18 protein-coding genes are annotated in these 20,621 nt (G+C 35.2%); 9 read left to right on the top strand and 9 right to left on the bottom strand.

Annotation, left to right across the window (positions count from 1 at the left end; all coding sequences use genetic code 11):
* Positions 1–65 precede the first annotated feature (65 nt).
* From ACFS6I_RS10385 to ACFS6I_RS10375, 3 genes are all read left to right on the top strand, one after another.
* The gene (locus ACFS6I_RS10385) at positions 66–587 is read left to right on the top strand and encodes a YciE/YciF ferroxidase family protein (protein ID WP_206368252.1); all 522 of its coding nucleotides are present in this window, start codon (positions 66–68) and stop codon (positions 585–587) included.
* Positions 588–652: 65 nt separating this feature from the next.
* The gene (locus tag ACFS6I_RS10380; RefSeq protein WP_021188375.1) at positions 653–805 is read left to right on the top strand and encodes a lmo0937 family membrane protein; all 153 of its coding nucleotides are present in this window, start codon (positions 653–655) and stop codon (positions 803–805) included.
* Between the two features lie 36 nt (positions 806–841).
* A complete protein-coding gene (locus ACFS6I_RS10375) occupies positions 842–1,042 on the top strand; it encodes a hypothetical protein (RefSeq protein ID WP_380920244.1) in 201 nt (66 codons plus the stop codon).
* A gap of 246 nt (positions 1,043–1,288) precedes the next feature.
* Here the strand turns inward: ACFS6I_RS10375 and ACFS6I_RS10370 are convergent, their stop codons facing one another.
* Positions 1,289–1,483: a cold-shock protein gene (locus ACFS6I_RS10370; RefSeq protein ID WP_021188372.1), complete on the bottom strand. Its 195-nt coding sequence runs from the start codon at positions 1,481–1,483 to the stop codon at positions 1,289–1,291.
* A gap of 599 nt (positions 1,484–2,082) precedes the next feature.
* Here ACFS6I_RS10370 and ACFS6I_RS10365 point away from each other — a divergent pair.
* Both ACFS6I_RS10365 and ACFS6I_RS10360 read left to right on the top strand, forming a co-directional pair.
* Complete coding sequence (locus ACFS6I_RS10365) at positions 2,083–3,522, top strand: SDR family oxidoreductase (protein WP_380920242.1); 1,440 nt, start codon at positions 2,083–2,085, stop codon at positions 3,520–3,522.
* A gap of 70 nt (positions 3,523–3,592) precedes the next feature.
* Positions 3,593–4,675 (top strand): NAD(P)H-dependent flavin oxidoreductase, encoded by a 1,083-nt coding sequence (locus ACFS6I_RS10360; RefSeq protein WP_380920240.1) that lies wholly within the window; start codon positions 3,593–3,595, stop codon positions 4,673–4,675.
* Positions 4,676–4,726: 51 nt separating this feature from the next.
* On the opposite strand, the gene ACFS6I_RS10355 is transcribed toward ACFS6I_RS10360, so the two are convergent.
* Positions 4,727–6,892 carry an ATP-binding protein gene (locus tag ACFS6I_RS10355; protein ID WP_380920238.1) on the bottom strand — a complete coding sequence of 722 codons (2,166 nt, stop codon included), beginning with the start codon at positions 6,890–6,892 and terminating at the stop codon, positions 4,727–4,729.
* Between the two features lie 430 nt (positions 6,893–7,322).
* Between ACFS6I_RS10355 and ACFS6I_RS10350 the strand changes: the two genes are divergently transcribed.
* Complete coding sequence (locus ACFS6I_RS10350) at positions 7,323–10,007, top strand: PAS domain-containing protein (RefSeq protein ID WP_380920236.1); 2,685 nt, start codon at positions 7,323–7,325, stop codon at positions 10,005–10,007.
* Between the two features lie 118 nt (positions 10,008–10,125).
* On the opposite strand, the gene ACFS6I_RS10345 is transcribed toward ACFS6I_RS10350, so the two are convergent.
* Positions 10,126–10,872, bottom strand: a complete 747-nt coding sequence (locus tag ACFS6I_RS10345) for a carboxylesterase family protein (protein WP_380920234.1) — start codon at positions 10,870–10,872, stop codon at positions 10,126–10,128.
* Between the two features lie 441 nt (positions 10,873–11,313).
* On the opposite strand from ACFS6I_RS10345, the gene ACFS6I_RS10340 reads away from it, so the two are divergent.
* Entirely contained in the window at positions 11,314–12,543 is a 1,230-nt protein-coding gene (locus ACFS6I_RS10340; protein ID WP_380920232.1) for a hypothetical protein, read from the top strand.
* 68 nt (positions 12,544–12,611) lie between these two features.
* Here ACFS6I_RS10340 and ACFS6I_RS10335 read toward each other — a convergent pair whose 3' ends face one another.
* The 3 genes from ACFS6I_RS10335 to ACFS6I_RS10325 all read right to left on the bottom strand — a co-directional run bounded on the left by ACFS6I_RS10335 (position 12,612) and on the right by ACFS6I_RS10325 (position 15,584).
* Positions 12,612–13,097 (bottom strand): DUF4385 domain-containing protein, encoded by a 486-nt coding sequence (locus ACFS6I_RS10335; protein ID WP_380920230.1) that lies wholly within the window; start codon positions 13,095–13,097, stop codon positions 12,612–12,614.
* A 138-nt stretch (positions 13,098–13,235) separates the two neighbouring features.
* Positions 13,236–14,423 (bottom strand): GAF domain-containing sensor histidine kinase, encoded by a 1,188-nt coding sequence (locus ACFS6I_RS10330; protein WP_380920228.1) that lies wholly within the window; start codon positions 14,421–14,423, stop codon positions 13,236–13,238.
* Positions 14,424–14,648: 225 nt separating this feature from the next.
* On the bottom strand, positions 14,649–15,584 hold the full coding sequence (locus ACFS6I_RS10325; RefSeq protein WP_380920226.1) for a ketopantoate reductase family protein: 936 nt from the start codon (positions 15,582–15,584) through the stop codon (positions 14,649–14,651).
* A 340-nt stretch (positions 15,585–15,924) separates the two neighbouring features.
* Here ACFS6I_RS10325 and bla point away from each other — a divergent pair, with 340 nt between their 5' ends.
* Complete coding sequence (bla, locus tag ACFS6I_RS10320) at positions 15,925–16,824, top strand: class A beta-lactamase (RefSeq protein ID WP_380920224.1); 900 nt, start codon at positions 15,925–15,927, stop codon at positions 16,822–16,824.
* 291 nt (positions 16,825–17,115) lie between these two features.
* Here the strand turns inward: bla and ACFS6I_RS10315 are convergent, their stop codons facing one another.
* The 3 genes from ACFS6I_RS10315 to ACFS6I_RS10305 all read right to left on the bottom strand — a co-directional run bounded on the left by ACFS6I_RS10315 (position 17,116) and on the right by ACFS6I_RS10305 (position 19,769).
* A complete protein-coding gene (locus ACFS6I_RS10315; protein WP_380920222.1) occupies positions 17,116–17,694 on the bottom strand; it encodes a DapH/DapD/GlmU-related protein in 579 nt (192 codons plus the stop codon).
* A gap of 52 nt (positions 17,695–17,746) precedes the next feature.
* Positions 17,747–18,802, bottom strand: a complete 1,056-nt coding sequence (locus tag ACFS6I_RS10310) for an alpha/beta hydrolase (RefSeq protein WP_380920220.1) — start codon at positions 18,800–18,802, stop codon at positions 17,747–17,749.
* 88 nt (positions 18,803–18,890) lie between these two features.
* Entirely contained in the window at positions 18,891–19,769 is an 879-nt protein-coding gene (locus tag ACFS6I_RS10305) for a helix-turn-helix domain-containing protein (protein ID WP_380920218.1), read from the bottom strand.
* A 281-nt stretch (positions 19,770–20,050) separates the two neighbouring features.
* Here ACFS6I_RS10305 and ACFS6I_RS10300 point away from each other — a divergent pair, with 281 nt between their 5' ends.
* Positions 20,051–20,494, top strand: a complete 444-nt coding sequence (locus ACFS6I_RS10300) for a hypothetical protein (protein ID WP_380920216.1) — start codon at positions 20,051–20,053, stop codon at positions 20,492–20,494.
* Positions 20,495–20,621 lie beyond the last annotated feature (127 nt).

Below are 20,621 nucleotides of genomic sequence, written 5' to 3'. Positions count from 1 at the left end.
ATTTCGTAATGAACTATTATCTGTCCCATAAGTTATTAGTGTAGTTTAAATTAAAACTTAAGATCATGGCTAAAAAAAACAAAGATGGCGAAATGCCAAATGCGCACTTACATGAATTATTTGTAGATGAGTTGAAAGATATTCTGGGTGCGGAAAAGCAACTGCTTAAAGGTTTAAAAAAGTTAGCAGACGGAGCACATAGTGATAGTTTAAAAGAAGCATTTAAAACGCACTATAAACAGACAGAAGGGCAGATTGAAAGATTAAAAGCGGTATTCTCGAGTCTGGATATGACCGCTCGTGGTAAAAAATGTAAAGCGATGGAAGGCCTATTAAACGAGGCTGATGAAATTTTGGAAGAATTCCAGGATAGCCCTGAAGTACTGGATGCTGCTTTGATCGCCGCTGCACAAAAGGTGGAGCATTACGAGATTGCAACCTATGGTTGTCTTGTTACTTATGCGAAATTGATGGAACACAGTGAAGCAGAAGAACTGTTAGCGGCTACATTAGCGGAGGAAAAGGATACAGATGTATTATTGACTGAAATTGCAATGAGCGAAGCTAATCTCGGAGCAGCAAAATAAATTGATCAAGTACAGGCCGGTATATACTACCGGCTTCTTTATTTTAAATCTAATATTACTTTACTATGGGAAATATATTATACACAATCGCCGTAATTTTGATAATTATTTGGGCGATCAGTTTTTTTGGAGGATTTTTTACTGGTGGGATTATTCATATTCTATTAGTTATTGCCATCATCGTTATTTTATTGCGTGTTATCCGAGGGGGTGTTTAATCCCCCTTTATGGCTGAGTTTTAGATTTTTAGTGCTATGAGAAAACCCGATATTTACAAGGAGTTAAATAATGGTAGACAATTTTTAGCTTGGATATTACATGATGATTCAAAAATTGTTGAAATCAGAAGCCCGGTTATAGTGGATGGCTTAGTCTTAAATGTTGAAGTTGAGCGATATCATGAAAATAGAAAAATAGCGGTTTTAGAAATGGAGAATCTTTTAAATAAAGAATAGTATCATTGGCTTTAAGTTGCTTATGCTCAGATTTCTATCATAAATGTGCATTGCCGCTAGATGAATGAGGGCCAATTGAATACAGTTTTTTATGAGTTTGTAGAGATTTCGCAGGATAAGCATATGAGATATGCACCATACTATTTGTAGATGGGAGTGGTTTTTGTAAAAAATGTAGTTAATTAGCATAATTGCTAATCACTACATCAAAAATAGAGAGAATTACAAAATAATTCACCAATTCTTTTATCTTGCTACGCGTACATTGAATGCGTTAACACCTTTTTGACCGTTTTCTACTTCATAAGTAACACGCTCGTTTTCACGGATGTCATCTAGTAAACCTGTTGAATGTACAAATACATCTTGACCACCATTTGATGGTGTAATAAAACCGAAACCTTTGGTAACGTTAAAGAATTTTACTGTTCCTTCTTGCATTATATTATAGTTTTTATTAAAAATTATTTAATTCTGTGCCACCGTTCATGTCATAAGATATAACTTGATAACTTGCGGAAGTCGATCGATCTGCTAGCAAGAAAAGGATGTATGTATTAGTAAAGGTTGATTGGAATCAAGCTCTACAGAGTACTGCGCACTTTTTATGAATAACAAAAATCGGCAAGTGATGTGGTGAATGATCACGTAAGGTACTTACTGGGACTAAATAACCACTACAATGCCCGATACTATCTCAAATATAAATATAAATAAACTATAATCAAATTATTTTTTCAAAAGTTATCAGTTTTTATTTAAGGTAAAATTGAAAAATACCTAAATTAAATAGTGTAAGACTTACTTTTACCGATATAAATTGTTATTATCTTTACTTAGCGGAATGGCAATGTGAACGTACATTACTCCATGTTTTAGATGTCCAATACAAGATCTGTCATGTACGTGGGGCATGGATAATGTTTATTGATATTGTATTTAGAGTTTAACGGGCTGGCTCTTGAACGATCACAGCACGCTTGAAGACAATTCTGTTATGAAGTGGTGGATTATATGTTTCTTAATGAAAATCTTTACAGATGAAAATACTATTGACAGGAGCCACGGGTTATATTGCTCAACGTTTACTTCCAGTCTTGCTTGACAAAAAACATCAAGTTGTATGCTGTGTTCGTGATGTGAATCGCTTTGATAGGAGCAAATATGAAGGTTTTGATTTTGAACTGATAGAGGTCGACTTTTTGAAGAATGATTTTTTGGATCAAATTCCGAAGGATATTGATGTCGCTTACTATCTGATGCATTCGATGTCATCCTCAGAAAACGATTTTACAGAGGCCGAACTTACTGTAGCTGCTAATTTTAAAGCAAGTATCGAACAAACAAATATTAAACAAGTTATTTTTTTAAGTGGTATTGTTAATAGCAAAGAGCTTTCAAAACACCTGCAATCACGTTTAAATGTTGAAGAACGTTTACAATCGCACCATTATGCTTTAACTACTTTAAGAGCTGGAATTATCGTAGGGTCGGGTAGTGCGAGTTTCGAGATCATAAGAGACTTGGTCGAGAAGCTACCGGTTATGATTGCTCCGAAATGGTTAAAAACAAGGTGCCAGCCAATTGGCATTCGGGATGTCCTCTCATTTTTAGAAGGAGTGCTTATGAAGGAATTTACCTTTAATAGAACCTATGATATCGGTGGGCCTGATGTAATGACTTATAAGGACATGCTGCTCCGTTTCGCACAAGTGCGAAAACTTAAGCGCTGGATCATTACCGTTCCTGTCATGACACCCAAGTTATCTTCTTATTGGCTATATTTTGTTACCTCTACTTCGTTTCCATTAGCAAGTAGTTTAGTTGAGAGTATGCGGGTAGATGTAATAGCAAAACCCAATGATCTACAGGAAAAAATTAATGTAAAACCTATGCGTTATGAACAGGCTATTGAACTGGCCTTTGGTAAGATCGAACAAAATCAAGTCATATCGAGCTGGCGAGATGCACTGAATATAGAAAGGTATCCCAACAGCTTTGTTAAACTTATTGAAGTTCCGCAAGACGGGTGTTTTAAAGATGTCAGATCAATGAAAGTGGATGATGTGGATCTTGCCTTGCGTAATATTTGGTCAATAGGAGGTAAAACAGGATGGTATTATGCAGATTGGTTATGGGGTATTCGTGGATTTTTGGATAAACTGGTTGGCGGGGTTGGTTTACAAAGAGGAAGAACAAATTCAGATACGTTGTCTACAGGCAGTGTCATTGATTTTTGGAGAGTAATTCTTGCAGATAAAAAAGAACGTAGACTACTGTTATATGCCGAAATGAAATTACCAGGAGAGGCCTGGTTAGAATTTAAGATTGATCAAGATGATACGTTTACCCAAACAGCAACATTCCGGCCATTGGGTATATCCGGCAGATTGTACTGGTATTCTGTTTTACCTTTCCATGCTTTCATTTTTAAGGGTATGATGCAAAACATAGCAAAAAAAACGAATAAAAAGATGTAAAATTATGCTTTATATTTGTTTATGAAACTTCTTAAATAAGATATAAAGCTGGAATTTAACACCCCATATCATGAACTGGAAAAATAATATAACCAAACTATTAGACGTTGAGTATCCCATTATACAAGCACCAATGTTTGGTGTTACAACTCCAGCAATGGTAGCTGCGGCGACTAATGCAGATTGCTTAGGTACTCTTGCCTTGGGCGACCTGCCTGCTGAAAAATGTATTGAACATATTCGCGCAACAAAGCAGTTGACAAAAAATAACTTTGCGGTGAATATTTTTGTAAATGATATACCTGAACTGACGGATGCGTTAAGAGAAAAATATACTGAAACCAAAGATTTTATTGAAAATATTGCACGTGAGCACCATCTCGATGTTCATCTGCCCAGCATTGAAGAAATACAGATCAATAGCTATCATGACCAAATTGATGCTCTTATTGCGGAAAAATGTAGGTTTGTAAGTTTCACTTTTGGTAATCTTGACGAACCAAGTATTTATAAGTTAAAAAATAATGGCACCCTGCTTCTGGGAACCTGTACATCTGTTACCGAAGCGGTTATTTTAGAAAAATCTGGAGTTGATATTGTTTGTGTGCAGGGACTTGAGGCTGGCGGACATCGGGGTAGTTTTAGTAGCGATGACATACCTGCCATAGGAGGTTTATCTTTGTTACCTCAAGTTTATGATAGCGTCAATATACCGATTATTTATGTAGGCGGTATCTACAATGCCAAGACCTTACTGGCTACACAACTCCTGGGAGCACAAGGATTTCAACTCGGAAGCCTCCTCTTGGGATCTTCAGAAAGTGCGTTAGAACAATTTGAAAAACAGCGTTTAAGGGATGTCGATGAAACAGCTATTGCGCTTACTAAAAGTTTTTCTGGACGTTATGCACGAGGTATCAAAAATGTTTTTACAAATCTAGTAGATGAAGGACATATATTGCCTTATCCTTATCAGAATAAGTTAACCGGCGAACTGAGAAGAGTCGCAAAAGCGAACAATAATAGCCAGTTTGTTAGTATTTGGACAGGTCAATCTAATAATGGGTATAGTGGGAAATCTACAGCTGAAATTATTAAAAAGCTGATCACAGAAGTGGAGAATTTGTATAGCATTAAAGAGGATAGAAAATAAGGAGCTACGATTTCTGATCGTGTTCCTTAAAGATCAAGACAGAAGAATACATTATTCAGCATTCTCAAATATAATCTCAAATGTTGTTCCTTTTCCAACAGCACTTTCAACTCTAATATCCGCTCCTAATCGATCAATAATTCTTTTTACAATAGAAAGTCCGATTCCAGAACCATCATATCCTGAAGAATTTGAAAGTCTTTGGAAGATATCAAAAATATTATTTTCTTTCTGAAGATCCATTCCAATACCGTTATCTACAATAAAGTAGGTTACCATCGTTCCAGATTGTGTACTGTATACTTCAACTTTTGGATTTTTTTGCTTGCTGCTGTACTTAACCGCATTTCCGATAATATTTAAAAAAAGTTGATAGATCAGAGTTCGCTCGCCTCTTATAGGAATAATTTCCCCCATTTTAAAATCCAGACCATCAACACCGTATTGATTTTTCGCAATCTCAGTAATGGAAAGGATATTGCTTTTAGGATCCAAGATTTCAAGGTTTAATGCAACCGAATTCGATTTGGATAATTCATGAACCTTATCGATCATTTCGGTAATAAGCGCTGATGCATCTAATATATTGTTCGCCAGTTTAAGTAAAAGCTCCCTTGGAATATCATTTTTCATCAATAACATCTGTGCTCCCAGTTTGATGGATGACAACGGATTTTTAAGGTCGTGTGTAAGTGTATAGCTGAAAGTATCGAGCGCATTATTAGAACGGACAAGATCTTTGTTAAGTTGTTCTATTTCGGCATTCCTTTTGGCAATTGCTTGTTGAATAAGGAAAACAATGCGCTCTAAGAATGATATCTCGATCTTAAGCCATGGTGAAGATGTATTGCCGGTTATTTGTTTCCATGCATCAAAAGAAGTTCTTGGAGAAGGAAAGCTTATTTTTTTTGTTGCATCGTACTGAAGATGCTTTTCAGGTTTTCCAGCCCATATCTCTTCTATTAAGCGCTCTTTGCGGAACAGGTATATTTTCCAATCTGATTGTGGTAATATCTCTGCAGCCATCACGCCAGGAAGTTGGTTTATACCACTGCTGAATTTATATTGATTGCTGGAAATTATTCCAATGTCATTTTTTATGAAATTATGGATTTCCTGCAACTGATTTCTGTCGGGAATTATGCCGAAAGATTTTTCATTTTTAGCATATTTTAAATACAGTCCATCAGCATTCATGATGTGCATGATCTTCTCGCCAAACCTTTCAAGAACATCATGTGTATCTCTGTTTATTAAAAGATCACCTTTTAGATCTTTCTCTAGAATATGCATTGTATTCTGCAATTCTATATCTTTTTTTAATAAATTAGAAATATGATGATTCGTAGCAAATTGGGTCAAAAAAGTACAAAGATGTCTCTGTGCAAGATCCACATGTAGCGGTGTATTATTCTGACAGGTAACCAGTCCCCATAATTTGCCATCTTTTATAATAGAGAAGCTTGCACTAGCGCTAACTTTAGAATTTCTTAAATATTGGAGATGGATCGGAGAGAGCGCTCTAATGCTCGTTTTTGTTAAATCGATATCTGCTCGATCATTACTGATGATTTTATGTGTAGCTCCATCTATATCTGCTGTATGTCTCGCAAGAAAGATGGTGTACAATTCGCGGGCCTGCTTGGGTATATCAAATTCAGGATAGCGATAGCCTAACAGTGAATGTATGTTTTCCGATTTTGATTCTGCAATGACCTTCCCACTGCTGTCTTCCAAAAATTGATAGACCATTACCCGGTCATAATTAATAATCTGGCGTATGATATTCGTAAGCGATTTCCAAATGTCTGTTTTATTTTCTTCTAAATATTTAGCATAATAATACAATCGATTAGGTTTTAACTGATTTTTATTGCAAATCTCCGCTTCCACATAGGTATGATCATTATAGCGATAAATACTTAAATCATAATTTTCATTATTGATGATTATTTTTTCTGTAAATCTGTAAAAAATGGAGGTATTGAAACTATCTTCTATTGTTTCAAAGTCTAATTTGTCATTGCCCGTGAGTGCAGCTAGAATGATATCAATATTTAGATCTAAATATTTTTCTAAAGGAGTATTAGTTAGTAAAGAAACATTTTCACTAACAGCTATGCATCTTTTATTGTTATTGAATACAAATAGAAAACCGAGATCCTGGATCAGACCACATAGTGTAATTTTCTCATCTTCACAATCTAAAAATTCCATAAGAGCTATTAAAAACGTTCAATAATATATTATTGTTATTTTGATTTAATATCGAGGAGGAATTAGATTTTTTTACAAGCTTATTCTTTCAGAATATTATTTCAATCAGAAACAGAGAGTAAATTTAAGAAATAAAAATGAAATCATTTTAAGCGTCACCCTGCTCGTACTGCTATAATACGAATTAAAACGTGCGGTAAAGGTATAAATACGTATATTTCACTAATTTTTTATTTATAGTTCTACAATAAATATATTCATGATATTTTTGACCAGCAGAACATAGCATAGCAGTTTTTTTGACATTGACAGTTTATATTATTTGCTTAATAAGCGTTAGCTTTTGAACTTTTACTATAGCATAATAGCAAATTTTTGACACATCTACCTGCGCGACCATCAGCTACTTTCGTATTTTATTTTGTAATGAATGAATTTTAATCATAACCATCTACTAAAAACCCTAGTGGACACTGCACCATCTGGAATTTGTATTCTCAATTCGGACGGTTTTATCGCCGAATTAGCCAATGAGAAGTTTCTGCAGATCGCAGGTAGAAGGGAAGAGGATTTAATCGGTAAATCTTACTGGGAAACCTTTTCAGAAGTGAGGGAGCAATATGAGGATATTTTATGTCATGTCGTTTCCAATAATAAAGCCTATCATGCCGATCAAGTACCAATGATTCTTATGCGCAACGGTAAGCAGGAGCTTATTTATGTAACATTTGTTTATGCACCGATGGTAGATCTTGACGGTAAAGTGCATAAGGTAGCGATCTGGGTTCAGGAAAATACGAAAGAGGTAATGGAACGTGAAAAAGATACCGCTTTTAATAATGCAATGAAAATAGATCGTGACCGTCTGCACGATTATTTCCTTCAGGCACCTGTTGGGATTAGTGTCATGACTGGCGAGAATCTATTAATAGAATTTGTAAATCCCAATTATCAGGCCATGTTGCCAGGCCGCTCACTTGTTGGCCGCCCGTTTTTTGAATCTCTTCCCGAAATAGTTGATACCGATATTGCACAAGCTTTAACCGATGTTTTTAAAACAGGCCTTCCTGTTTCTTTTCGTGATCGCTTAGTCGCTATTTCAAAAGAAGAAGATGGACCGACAATAGACCGTTATTTCGATTTTAGTTATGTTCCCCGGTTTGATTCTAACGCACAAGTGGACGGGGTTTTTAATTTTGCTTTCGAAGTGACCGCGTTCGTTCACAGCAGAAGAAAAGCGCGGCAGGAAAGTAACAACATGGCACAGATACTGGATATGCTACCCGCTTCTGTAGTCGTGATCCGGGGATTTGATCTTGTTGTAGAAATGATTAATGACTCTAATCTTGCCTATTGGAAGAAAACAAGAGAAGAAGTCATCGGTAAACCCTTTCTTGAAATCCTTCCTGATCTTGCCGACCAACCTTTTGCAAGTCAGCTTCGTCAGGTCATGGAAACAGGGGAGGTGATCGATGTGAAGGAAAGTCCGGTTATTTTTACAAACGCTGATGGATCGATCAGAGAAACCTATGTAGATTATACCTATCAACCCTTATCGGATCTAGATGGAAACAGAAATGGTGTACTGGTGATGTCTTTCGAAATTACGGACCGCGTTCATGCAAGAAAGCTATTGGAGCAATATGCAAACGAGCTTACAGCAACAAATGAACTGCTTGCCCAAAGTGAATCCAGATTCAAGTTTCTCATTCAAGAGGCGCCCGTGGCAATTGGAGTTCTTCAGGGTAAAACACTGATTGTGGAGACCGCTAATGATAAAATACTTGAAGTCTGGGGTAAGACCAGAGAAATTGTGGGCCTCCCATTGGCGTCGGCATTACCTGAACTTGATGGTCAGCCTTTTCTTGAAATATTGGATGATGTATTTGCAACAAAAGAACCATTCTATGCCAATGAAATACCAGCATTGCTTGAACATGGAGGGAAATTAAAACAATTATTTTTTAATGTCGTCTACCAGCCTATTTTTGATCAGCATGATAACGTTTCTGATATTGTAATTGTAGCAGTTGATGTAACCGAGCAGGTAAATTCACGAAAATCATTAGAGATCAGCGAACAGCATTTTCGAAAGTTATCTGATCTTGTTCCTGTTAAAATATCCAATGCACTTCCAAATGGAGAAGTAACTTTTTTCAATCAGGGATGGCTTGATTTTTCAGGACTTAGTTTCGAAGACCTCCGTGATTTTGGTTATTTTCAGATGATACACCCGGATGAAATAGAGAATTTTCAACAAGGGCTCTTACAAGCATCCAAAACCGGAGTTCCCTTTATTTCAGAGATGCGGTTTAAGAATAAAGATGGCCAGTATATCTGGCATATTAACGTTGCTTCTCCTGTGCTTGATGCGCAGGGAGAGTTAATCATGTGGGTCGGTTCTACAACAGATATTCAGTCAATCAAAGAAGAAGAGCAACGTAAAAATGATTTCATTGGTATGGTTTCCCATGAATTAAAAACCCCGCTTACATCCTTAAACGGTTATCTCCAGATCTTACAGTTGAAGTTAAAGCAGGATGATGGTTTAGCATTCGCGGAGTATGCGCTTGAACGTTCACTAAAACAAGTCCGATTAATGACCTCCTTGACAAATGGCTTTTTAAACGTATCACGTCTGGAATCTGGAAAGATGCACATCGAAAAATCTACATTTGATCTTCGTGGATTATTTAAGGAAACCAGTGATGAATATCGCATTCTATTTCCGAATAATAAAATCACAGCCAAATTAAGTGACGAAGAAATTCCAGTTTATGCCGATCGGCAGAAAATAGCACAGGTGTTTAACAATTTGATCGGAAATGCGGTGAAGTATTCACGAGCAGCTAGTGATATTTGGGTAACTCTTGAGCAAATAGGTACAAAGGCACGGGTTATGGTATCTGACCAGGGCATCGGCATAAAACAAGAAGATTTATCAAGGCTTTTTGAGAGATATTACCGAGTGGGCAACACGACTGTTTCTGGATTCGGTATTGGGTTATATCTAAGCATGGAAATTATTGAGCGCCATGGGGGCAAGATCTGGGCAGAAAGTGAATTAGGAAAAGGTTCCAAATTCTTTTTTGAACTGGATATATATCAAAATTGATAAAAAGGATCATTTTATACTTTGCCAAACAGCTGGCAGCTATAATTTTTTGTTAAGGACTTAAAACAGAACAACTAGAGGAGCTATAGACAATGCAAACGGTTCTATTTCCTGAAATCTATAGCTGTTTACTGAATAACCATTTCTGAAGTTCATCTGTTAGTAAATAAGGGATTACAATGTTGTTATGATCTAGATTTTTAAACGTTGTGAAAACAAGTTTGGCATTACCGTCTAATTTTTTATATAATACTTCGCTTCCGATGTATGGATTACTTGTGTCTTTTTCTCCATGAATTAACCAAATATCTTTATGCTTTAGTTTATCAAGGTTTGATAAGTCTGGAACAGCGGCTATAGAAACTATTGCTGCAAATTTTTCTGGGGCTAGGTTGATCAAATTTTGAGCTGTTGATGCGCCCATAGAGTAGCCAATTAGATAAATTCGATTCAAGTCAATATTGGGATGTTCCTTTTCTAGTTTTTTAATCAGTATCAAAATTTGAATAGCATCTTTTGATGGACTAGCTGTCAGCATCCCTTCCGCATTCTGCGAATAGGTAGAGGAACGCTGTTCAAATTGAGGTGCTAACACAAAGCAATTAAATTTGTCAAAGATATCATCCCTTACCCAAGTTCGTGCTAAATGTTCCAATTGATTTTTGTTATCATTGCCTTGTCTTGAAGAATTATGAAATGTAATTACAAGAGGATATTTTTTAGTTGTAGTAAAGTTCTTCGGAAAAAGGAATCGATAGGGGATTTTAGTACATTCATTTGTAAATACTTTTTTTTGAAATATATCTACGGGTAATGCGCTTAGTATATTTCTAGTCTCTGTAAAGCTGGTGCTATCAATAGACATTTCGTTATATAAATGTGTTTGCGCATGGGAAAAATTGCAAATAAATATACTTAAAAAAAAGATGATTTGCAGTTGGATTCTGTTGTTATACATTTAGTTTTCTAGTTCGGTTGACTAAATTACATTTTTTTATTAATCTGAATATATCAGATTTTGTTTACAAGCAGCTTAATCTACCTGACGATGGTTGTTTACGATCAAAAGACATACTCCTTCAAAACGATTATTGGAATTGGAGTGCCATGAGGGTATGAAAGGTACTTTAAAATATTGAGTGTAAACAAGTGAACCTGATCAAATCGTAAATGGGATAAAACGTATTGTAAATATCTTCTTGTTTTATCGTTTCATATATTAATTTAGTCCTTATTAAGGATTATTTCTGAGCTAGTAACAATAATTACAAATAGCTTAGATTATTAAAAATTTAGAAGGATAAAGATGAACAGCATATATCAAATAATTATTATACTTTTTTTTCTAACCAGCAGTAATTGTTCAAATGGTCAATCCAAGCAGGAATGTCTTGATATGCTCAATGATAATCTATTGTTGCTTGATAACTTCTTGCATGCCGATAAATATGAACCCTCGGATCTCCGAGATTTACGGGCTAATTTTAGTGATCTGCAAGATCAGATGCAAAATGATAGCAAGATAGACGAAAGCTATCTTTTTCCCAAAGGATATCCGCCAATAACAAAATATGTATATCCTAATACATTAATTGAAGTCCGGTTTGATCGATTTAATATATCCAATATCCTTGGAGATGGATATAATTTTACCTTAGATTTCGTAGATAACATCCCGGATGCAATTTTTAAAGTAAAAAAAATATACTTTTTAGATGGAACAATCGAAGGGGGCGAAGACATTTCGGTTGATAAAATAATTTCCCCGCAATTTGGTCATCAAACGTTGGTGCTTAAAGGCACAAAACCAATCAAAAGTTTTGACTATAGTATGGAGACCAATTTAAGTAAGGAAATTATTTATGAAATTACTGCTGCAGGACAAACCATACAGACCCCTGCAGGGCAAATCGAAATCGTACACTATGGCAATGGATATGTACGTGTCAAAGTTCCTGAATCAATGCGACATGTCATAAAGATTGTAGCAGAGAATGCACAAGGCCATAAATTGTCAAAAGTAATGTCTGGAAACGGAGCTGCTTATAAAAGTGAGTACCTCAAACCTTATGTAGCAGGTATTAAAAATGCCATAACACAACTTGAGAACGATGAAATTACATGTGCGGAAGCCTATAATAAGTTTTCATATGAGCGGATTATTGCAGACTTACAGCGCAAGGAGAACTCTTTGTTTCTAACTGAATATTTTGTTTCTGATTTTAAAAAAGCATCTATCGTATTTTGGGATAAAACACAAGTAGACAGAAAGCGCTATTTGCGTAATTCCGCTGACCAGTCCGATGGAGTGCCTGAAACTTTTTATGAAAAATGTGCTTGCGCTGTAGCACAGGATAAAAAAAACGAATTATTTGGAATTATTGGTTTAGATGGAAACTGGATCATCGCACCAAGTTTTTTAAAATTAAATGCTAACTGGGGAAATAAGAATATATTTAGAGGACAGCCATCTGATGAAGAGAAGAGTTACGAATATAGATATGATAAAGAAAAAAAATCCTTGACCAAAATGTAACTCTTTTCATTAGAGATCTCCATGTGTCTTCCTAAGTTAATTTGGCTAAAACCGATTTATCCATTGGTTTATCCATGCGCCATTTTCCACTGAGTCTTTAACTGTGAATACTTCCTATTGTCTTCGGCCTCTTTCCATTTTTTATAAAAAATAGAAGCGGCTTTTGCCTTTTCAGGGTCTCCGGTTCCGCGTTCCAGTTTACGGTAATCTTTTTCTTTATCATATTTTTTACCGCCTTTGTAATTGAAATATCTTCTTGCCCTTGTAAAACCCATCTGAAGATACTTTCTTGCCATATCGGCACCGACAAAGTCATTGCTATCCAGATAATCAGTAAACATTGAAAATATCTTCTCCGAACTTTCAATTGCCATTTCGGTATTTTTAAATCGCCAAAACTTTCCGATCTCCGTTTTATAGGGTTCACAGATCAAAACGCCCTGTTCCCCTTTTCCAACCTTATATTTTTTAGGTTGCAACCTATAATCAATATCGGACTTCCATGCGTAATCTTCTGATCGGAAGTGTAAGTAGCTTGGTTTGTCATTGCTCATAATAATTAACAAACAAAACAAAGTGCCTACAGTTTGTTTTATCGATCATTTGATAAAAAATTACCTGAATTTCTCTTAAGATTAATGTCTTTCGTTCGAGCACTATCTTTTCAGGTCAGACTATGATGATCTTGTATATTATTGATTGAACTGAAATGTAAAACAGGTTTCTTCATCAGTAGAATTAACTAAAATCTGACCTTTGTGCGCATTCGCTATTTCGCTAGCAATGTACAAACCTAAACCAAGTCCTTCTTGTCCTGCATGTACTTTTCCTCGTGAAAAGGGTTTAAACAAATGGCTTTCTGTTTCTGGAGAAATTTTGTTTCCTTTATTGAAGACACGCAATTCAAAAAAATCTGACTCACTTTTTGCTGTAACAATGATTGGTGAATCTTTTGCTCCATGGGAGATCGCATTTCCTAAAAGGTTAGAAAATAATTGTGCAATGCGTTTATAATCTCCTTTAGTTGGGTGATTTATATTTAGATTGGCTGATATTTTTCTATCAGAATATACTGTTCTGAGTTCAGTAATGATCTGAAGAAGGGTTTCTTCAAGATCCTTATCGTTATCATAATTCAGTACAATTCCGCCTCCTAAACGTCCAAGTGCAAAATCAAGCATATTGTCAATTAATCCTCTTACACGTATGCTGGAATCCTGGATTATTTTTGCTAATTTTAAGTTTTTTTCATCTAAAGAATTTCGAAAAATAAGCTGGGCTGCACTAGAGATTGCTCCGACCGGATTGCGAAGGTCATGTCCTAGAATAGCAATAAACTGTTCCCTTATTTCTGCATTTGTCTTTTCTTCCACCAACTTCGTTTGAGTTTCACTTAGATTTTGGAGAGTTTCCAAATGAAGGGCAATTAATTCAGCAAACAATTTGAACATATCAATTATTTTCTCATTATTTACCAGTGCAGGATTCGGATCGATAGCACACAAGGTTCCAAAAAAATCTCCGTTTGTTAGAAAAAGTGGGATCGAAATATAACTTTGAAGTCCATACATTCTTGGAGTGTGGTGATCTGAATAGATCGGATCTTCCGATACATGATCGATGGCAACTTCTTTGTGATCATCCATCACCTGCTGGCATAAAGTGGTTTTGACTTTTAATTCTCCACCCACTCCGAGACCGAAATTGATTTTATCATTGACAGCACAAGCGATCCAACGATCTTTTGTAACCCTGGCAACTGCAGCAAAGCCCATTCCGGTTGTGCTGCAAATAACTTCAAGTATTTTACTTACGGCAGGAATCTGGCTAATTTGCTCTATATCAGTTTGAAAATCTTGTGGTTTTGGAATGTTGTACATATAAATGAATGATTTTTAACGCTTTAGATTGCATGCTTAGACAGCATTTCTAATGATTAAAGATATAAAAATAATTATAGTGTTAATATCTCCGGTAATAATTGAAAAACAAAGTCTGTTAAACATAATAGTTCCTGATAAACCACCTGCCTGCAAATCTTAATGATTTTTAGACAAGTGGTGTCATGGGACTACAAATTCTCTTTACAAAGAAATGTTAGCAATTTACAATACTTTAATTTCATTATAAATTTTGTAGGTGAAAGGAGTATTTATGGCTAATTCTTTTCCAAACCTCAAAATGGCGCCACCCAATAATTCAAGTTCATTATTTTCCTTTCTGGAGTTGATATCAAGTTGTAAAGAAGTTGGTGTTTCGAAAGGAAATGTAGCTGCTCTTTCAAATGTTTTCTCAATAATCTCTTTGTCGAGAGCAATTCTTTTACTGTCAGCGATCAGTCTTATTTCTTTCATAATCTCTAAAGCTTCGGTTTTCTGAGTTTCATCTGTACATACCGTTCCAATGGAAGAATTATGTTTAGCTGTTACCAATCCAAAACTGGCAATGAAGATGTATTTCGTCCAAATATCAGTTATTGAATTATCTTTGAAATCAAAATCAATTTTACTTTCTTTCAATACATCAACAATCCACTCTACATCAGCAGAGAAATGTTCCGGATCTCTTCCTACGATCATTTTTCCTGCTTTTCCTTTATGTTCAACAATCCCTTTTTCTTTGATATGGGAAGCAACATACAGACAGGTTGGAAGAATAATATTACCGGGAATTATTTTTCTTATTCTTTCATATATATCCGCACCGTTCATCATAGGAAGTAATACCGTTTCGTTACTGATGATCTCTTTGAGCTCCCGACAAATATTTTCCAGGTCGTATTCTTTTACACAAATCAGGACAAGATCCAGATCTTTTAGATTCCGGATGTTCTGTTCAACAGCATCAGGATAGGTATGATCAATAGGATGCTCAGGAGAAAGAAGAACAAGTCCGTTTTCTTGTATTCTCTGGTAAGTTTCTCCTCTTGCTACAAAACTTACTTTATACTTTTTGGAAGTCTCATTTGCCTGGTTTATTTTAAAACCGAAATATCCGCCTACACCACCTTGTCCAAGCACTACAATATGTTTCTTGCTCATAAATTTATTTTTAACAAATATGGGTTTCAAATTTGGAACTATCACTTGATAAGTGAAAAAAAAAATACATTTTATTCATTTTTCTCCTAATCCTTGTGTGTTTATCCTGCTCAATAATGAAATAGAGCAGGGGGGAATTGGGAAAAACACGATATAGTAAAGAGGCTTAATATGGAAAAATAAACCAGTTGGAATAAGACAAAAATGATAAGTATTAACACTTATAAATAATATGAAGGCAATCATGTACTAATTCTGACAGGAGTTTGGTTTATTAAGATTTACATGCTGTTTTTAAGCTGTTTTTTATACTTTTACTTTTATGGTCAATTTCAAAAATATGAAGTACATTTTCGCTGTACTATTGTTTATTCCACAGCTGATGCTCGGTCAACAAAAGAAGTCTATTCTGCAACTTCAAGAAAGGATAAAACACATTATAGATACTACTGGAGGAAATATCGGCGTAGGAGTACAGGGAATGGATTTTAAAAGTGGTTTCATCATAAACGGGAACCATGAGTATCCAATGATGAGTGTTTTCAAATTTCCGCTTGCCTTTTTTATTCTTGATAAAGTAGATAAAGGGGAACTGAAGCTTAGTGATAAGTTTCATATGCCTAAAGCATCTTTAGATACCAACACCTGGAGTCCGATGGTAAAAGATTTCCCTAATCAGGATCTTGATGTCACTTTAGCTGATCTGTTAACTTATGCCGTTTCAAAGAGTGATAACAATGCCTGTGATTTTCTATATACAAAAGTAGCAGGTGGTCCAGCTGCGGTAAATCAATTTCTCCATCATGCAGGTATAAAAGATATCTCTATCGTCTATACCGAAGGAGAGATGGAGAAAGATTGGGCCTTACAATATAAAAATTGGTGCAAACCTGCAGGAGCGATTAAATTGCTGCAGCTCTTATATAGCCAGCAGTTACTCTCAAAAGCGAGCAACGATTTTCTCATACAGATCATGAGAGAATTGCCTGATTGGGGTAAAAGAATTACAGTTCTTTTACCAGCGACAGCTGAATTAATTCATAAAACGGGTGCATCAGGAGTTAATAAAGAAGGGATAATGGCTGCATTTAATGACGTCGGTATCATCACATTACCCAATGGTCAACATCTCGCAATAGCCGTATTTGTCTCTGATTTTAAGGCGCCACAACAAAGAGGCATAAATGTAATTGCAGCAATTTCTAAGGAAATCTGGGATTACTATGCATCAAATCCATAAGGAGAACGATAATTTTTTTTAGTAATGGCTATGTTTTATGAAAAGTATATGCCCTTCATAAACATCAAAAGGGCCTAATTTTCATTAGACCCTTTATCTTGGCGTTTAACTGCACAGTAATTTTTGTGTTTCTTATCGTTTAATCTTTTTTGTTTCGTCATCCAAAAGGTTATGGGTCAATTGGATTTATTACTGTATTACGGTTCAGTTAGAATGATTATGCCCAATATTAATCTCACATTCCAGTTTACAATCTGATGTTATTAGATATACGATAAGAATAAAAGAATATTAAATATTTTTTATGATTTTCGCCGGGATTCCGCCAACAATCGTATTATCGGGAACATCTTTACCAACAACAGCACCAGCAGCCACCACGGCATTTTCTCCAATAGTAACACCAGGTAAAACTGTTGCATTTGCACCAATCCACGCATTCTTTTTTATATGGATAGGAGCGACAGTTAATGATTGTCTGTTGTGAGGTTCTATTGGATGTCCTTCGGTCAATAAACTTACTTTGGGCGCTATTAATACATCGTCTTCAATAATAATACCACCCAAGTCCAAAAAGACACAATCAAAGTTGATGAAAACATTTTTTCCTATGGACGTATTCTTTCCATAATTTATATATAATGGTGTAAACACAGTTGTACTTTCATCTATATTACCGGCTGTAATCTGAGATAAGATATCCCTAATTTCTTTGGGATCATCTGAATTGTTCATTTGTAAAAGTAAAGCTTTAGTCGCAAATGAAGCTTCGCGTAAGCGATAAGCTTGTGGATCACCGGGAGCAATACTTTTCTGTCTTTTTAATCGATCAAAAATATTTTCTTGATTAATGTTTTCTGATTTTTCCATTGAATCTGATATTAAAAACTCCAAATACCTTATTTAATTTAAAATAACGACTTTATTTTAAATTAGTTTTAAAAAATTCTGTCAGTTTTTCAAAAGGAATCTTATCACATTGATCATACAGATCAACGTGAACAGCATTGGGTATAATAATCAATTCCTTGGGTTGGGCGGCAGCTTTAAAAGCATCTTCACTGAAATATCTTGAATGTGCATTTTCTCCAGCAATGATTAACATTGGACGAGGTGCAATCTCTTTGATATAAGTAAGGATTGGCATATTCATAAATGATAAGGGTGAAGTTGCGGTCCAAGAAGCATTTGAATTAATTGATCGAGGATGAAATCCTCGTGATGTCTTATAATACTCAAAATATTCCTTTACAAATTGAGGTTCATCACCAATCAATTTTTCGGGTAGGTTGTTTGATGATGGAGCATAAGTTCCGGTTTCAGCGTCTTTCCAGCGTTGTTGACTTAATTGTTCCAGCATTTGTGTGCGTTGTTCCGGGGTTAGTATATCATTATAGCCTTTTGACATCACACGACTCATATCGTACATACTTGTAGTTGCTACTGCTTTAATACGTTTATCTACTGCTGTTGCATTTAATGCAAATCCTGCAAATCCACAGATACCAATAATTCCAATTTTGTTCCTGTCGATATTTTTCTGTAAACCTAAAAAGTCAACAGCTGCACTGAAATCTTCAGTGTTGATGTCGGGTGAACTAACATTGCGTGGTTCTCCGCCACTTTCACCAGTAAAGGAAGGATCAAAAGCCAACACAATAAACCCTCTTTCAGCCATTTGGTTTGCATACAGTCCCGAAGATTGTTCTTTAACAGCACCGAAAGGGCCACTGATGGCAAGAGCTGAAAAGATTTTACCGTCGCTGTTTTTAGGAACGTATAGATCACCTGATAGGGAAATACCATAACGGTTTTTAAAACTTAATTTTGTACGCGTTACTTGATCACTTAATTTGAAAGTGTAATGATCTTTTGAAGTATTCATTTTCTTTGAATTTTGATTTGACTGTTCATTTTGTGCAAATGCCTTTCCTGAAAGCAGAAAAGACAAAGCCATCACTATAACTGCTCTTTTCATATCTGTATAACTTTTAATCGTATAGATACAAAAGTAGATCAGGATCATGATGATATGTTAATGATGATCAAACCAAAACCTAAGAATTTCAAACTTTAGAGTCACGGACAGATTTTGGGTTTGTTCCTGTCAGTTTTTTAAAGAAATTATTGAAATAAGTGGTGTATTCAAATCCTAGCGCACTAGCGACCTCTGAAATATTCCAATCGGTGTGCTGTAAAAGGGCTTTTGCTTCTGTTAAAATTCTTTGAGTGATCAAGTTCGTTGTCGATCTACCTGTAATTTCTTTTACAGCACGATTAAGATAGTTGACATGGATGTTCAGATTTTGAGCATAATCCTGTGCAGTTTTCATTTTGAGGGGACTTGAAGGAGTTTCAATAGGAAATTGTCGTTCTAGTAATTCCAGAAAAACCGATGCTATACGTGCCTTTCCATTTCTGCTCGACGTATACACTTCAGAGGGTTGAAGTTTAAGTGCTTCATGAATAATCAGATTGATATAATTGCGTATCAGTTCATCTTTATAAGTATAATCACTCTCTTGCTCCTCAATCATCTTTTGAAAAAGGGTATTCAGAAATAATCGTTGATCTTCAGATATTTTAAGAATCGGTGTGCCTCCTATTTTGAAAAAGGGAGATTGCTGCAAGCTTTCTATACGTTCCGATTGTTTTAAAAAGTGTTCTGAAAATAAACAAGTATAACCTATGTATGTCGTGGAAATTGTTTCCCAGGAGTAGGGGATATGCGGGTTTCCGAAGAATAGTATTGTGCCTTCCTGTTCAAAGCTTTTGTCTGCATAATGGATTTTGCTTTTCCCTGTCGTGAGGCAGATTTTAAAAAAATCCTTGCGGCTGTACAAGCGCGTAGCATTACTATCATCATCAATCTGAAATGCTTTAAAACCTTGCAATTTAAGTTCATTATTGAATTCTGAAATACTGCGGACCATTTTCGTTTCCATAGCGTAAAGTTAAGAAAATCAAATTTAATAGTCGTTATTACAAATTCATTGTAAATCGAATTGTAATATTTTTAAAATTCCTATTTTCACTCTTTTGAGACATAGCTAAAACTACAGATTCCAATAAATCCAGTTGTTTCTATATATAAAAACATCGTAATCATAAACTTTTTAAACATTAATTTTCCCTTATTTGAGATTATTCTATTGCATTATTGATTTAAAGCTTTATTTTTGTGGTTGTTACATTATAATATACAGAATTACAAGGCTATTTTTTGATGATGGATAATAATTGTGATTTAATCTTAGGATCATTTTACACTAAAAAGTTAGTAGATCAACTTCAGCTTTCAATGTGCATATTTCTTAATAAAGAAAAACAAAAGGCAATTGGTTTATTTCTGGCGGCTGATAAAAATGAAGAGGGGGAATTATTAATTAGTTACGTACAAGATAATGTAGGTAAGCCTTTAACACTGACTATTAATAAAGATGTGGTATTAAGCAATATCAATCATAAAAAAGAAAACTTTTACTATTGGCAGGGCACTGTCGGTACAATTCGTAGTTTGTTGCAGCTATTGGATTTCTATTGTATTAATGAGTTGGGCCAAAAACCTGTTATTTCAATTGTTAGTCATCCCTTTGTTATCGAAATCATGAGTATGTTAGAGGAAATTGAAAAGAGAAATCTGCAGATTGAAGCAAGGCTAAAGCTTTAAATTCGTTTGAATGCTAAATATCCGAAGTTAAAAATTGAAGCTTTGATTGATAAAAATAAGCTATTCATTATCTTTTCTTGGACAGATAATTTTTTAACTTAGGTTTGTTTTAAATAAGTTTTAATGC

It is taken from the genome of Sphingobacterium anhuiense (assembly GCF_042686355.1).
Classification (GTDB): Bacteria; Bacteroidota; Bacteroidia; order Sphingobacteriales; family Sphingobacteriaceae; genus Sphingobacterium; species Sphingobacterium anhuiense.
The sequence above is the reverse complement of the archived record's forward strand: the minus strand, read 5'-3'. Positions and strand labels throughout refer to the sequence as shown.